The organism is Bradyrhizobium sp. (assembly GCF_049586575.1).
Classification (GTDB): domain Bacteria; phylum Pseudomonadota; class Alphaproteobacteria; order Rhizobiales; family Xanthobacteraceae; genus Bradyrhizobium.
This window is the reverse complement of the sequence record NZ_JBAVCF010000136.1, coordinates 1-1,910: the sequence shown is the minus strand read 5'-3', so window position 1 is coordinate 1,910 and position 1,910 is coordinate 1. Positions and strand designations below refer to the sequence as shown.

Sequence of the window (1,910 nt, the reverse complement as noted above, 5' to 3'; positions counted from 1 at the left end):
AGCCGCGCGCGCGGCGTCGCGCCGCCGCTTGAGATCGACAAGACGCCCGGTGCCGGTCGCAGTCGCCACGGCCCGCCGATAATCTCCCGAATCGTAGAGCGAGCCGGCGGCGGCGCGGTACGGCATCTTCGTTGCCGGCACGAGATTGCGTCTGATGACATCGAGATGATCGAGGCCAAGTTCGATCGCGATCCGCTGCACCATGCGCTCGAGCGCCATGTAGAGCTGCGGACCACCAAAGCCGCGGATCAGGCTCGCCGGCATCTTGTTGGTGAGCACGACGCGATTGATAACGTCGACATTGGCGATGTCGTAGGCGCCGGTGATGGCGCCGTGCATCCGATAGAGCGGTCCAGGCATCGGTGCGCGCAGGAAGGCGCCGTAATCTTCGAGCTGGTCGAGCCGCAGGCCGAGGATGCAGCCGTCTTTGGTCACCGCCGCCTCGATCTCGGTGATCCGGTTCGGCCCCGAGCTCGCGGCAAGGAGGTGCTCCGCGCGATCTTCCACCCATTTCACCGGACGGCCGGTGATGCGCGCGGCGAGCGCGGCCAGCACCACATAGGGAAAGACCGAGAGCTTGATGCCAAAGCTGCCGCCGCTATCGGGCGGAATACGCAGCCGCAGCTTCGGCCCCGGCACGCGCAGCGCGCGCGCCATGACCGGATGGGTGCTGAAGGGCCCCTGGAAATTCGCCAGCACGTCGTAGCCGCCGTCGGCGGCGTTGTATTGGGCGACAACCACGTAACATTCCATCGGCGTGAACGACAGCCGCGGAAAATCGACCGTCAGCGCCACGCGCGCGTCGGCGCGCTCGAATGCAGATTTGGTGTCGCCATAGGTGAATTTGCGGACGGAAATCTCGTTGGTCTTGGCTTCAGTGTGCAGCATCGGCGCCGATCCACCGCACGCCACTCGCGGATCGATCACCGCATCGAGCGGCCGATATTCGATCTGCACCAGTTCGCCCGCGTCCTCGGCGAGATAGCGGCTTTCGGCGACCACCAGCGCCACCGGCTCGCCGACATAACGCACGCGGCCGACCGCGAGCGACCATTGATAGACCGGCGTCTTGAGCGCGACCAGGAATGGATCGGACATTTTGCGGACGTCGTCGCCGGTGACGACCGCCCAGACGCCATCCTTGGCGAGCGCCTCACGAGCGTCGATGCTCACGATGTCGGCGTGCGGATGCGGCGAGCGAATAACGTGGGCGTGCAACGTCCCGGCCGGAATCGGAAGGTCGTCCGCATACCTGCCATGTCCCGACAGAAGAGCGGGATCTTCTTTGCGAAGAGTCGACGTTCCAACGAGCGGCGGCAAAGCGTCAGCCTATCAAGGAGAATTTCGGGCCCGTGCGACGGGCGCACGCCCCTTGCTAATACGGCAGACATGCGAGGTAAAGGCATCCCGACGCATGTCGCCGCCGCATTGACCCGGCATGACGGTGTCGCATAAGCCTTGCCGGATCATCGCGGCCGGTAGCGTTCGCGCCATGGTCGGGGACACGCCATGTATTTCGAACTTCCCGCTCCGAGCATGACCTTCGATGTCGCCCTCAGCGACGGCGCTAGAATTCGCATGCGGCGGCACGGCAACCCTGACGGGGTGCGTTTGCTGATGACCCACGGCAACGGCTTCGCCGCGGACGCCTATTATCCGTACTGGCAGCATCTGCTGCCCAAGTTCGATCTGATGGTGTTTGATTTTCGCAATCATGGGCAGAACATTCCGGTCGAGCCATCGAACCACAACTACGCCCAGCTCAGCCGCGATCTCGAACGCGTGGTGCAGGAGGTAAGGGCCCGGCTCGGCCAGAAGCCGACGGCCGGCCTGTTTCATTCAATGTCGGCGCGCACCGCGATGAAGCATGCCATCGAGATCGGCTGGCGCTGGGACGCACTCGTCTTGTT

At 64.3% G+C, this 1,910-nt stretch carries 2 protein-coding genes; one reads left to right on the top strand and one right to left on the bottom strand.

Features of this window, described 5'->3' with window-relative positions; all coding sequences use genetic code 11:
* Positions 1-1,320: xanthine dehydrogenase family protein molybdopterin-binding subunit (locus WB528_RS04995; protein ID WP_423887321.1), on the bottom strand; the 1,320-nt coding region annotated here is incomplete at its 3' end.
* A gap of 216 nt (positions 1,321-1,536) precedes the next feature.
* Here WB528_RS04995 and WB528_RS04990 point away from each other — a divergent pair.
* On the top strand, positions 1,537-1,910 hold a 374-nt coding region (locus WB528_RS04990), incomplete at its 3' end, for an alpha/beta fold hydrolase (RefSeq protein WP_423887320.1).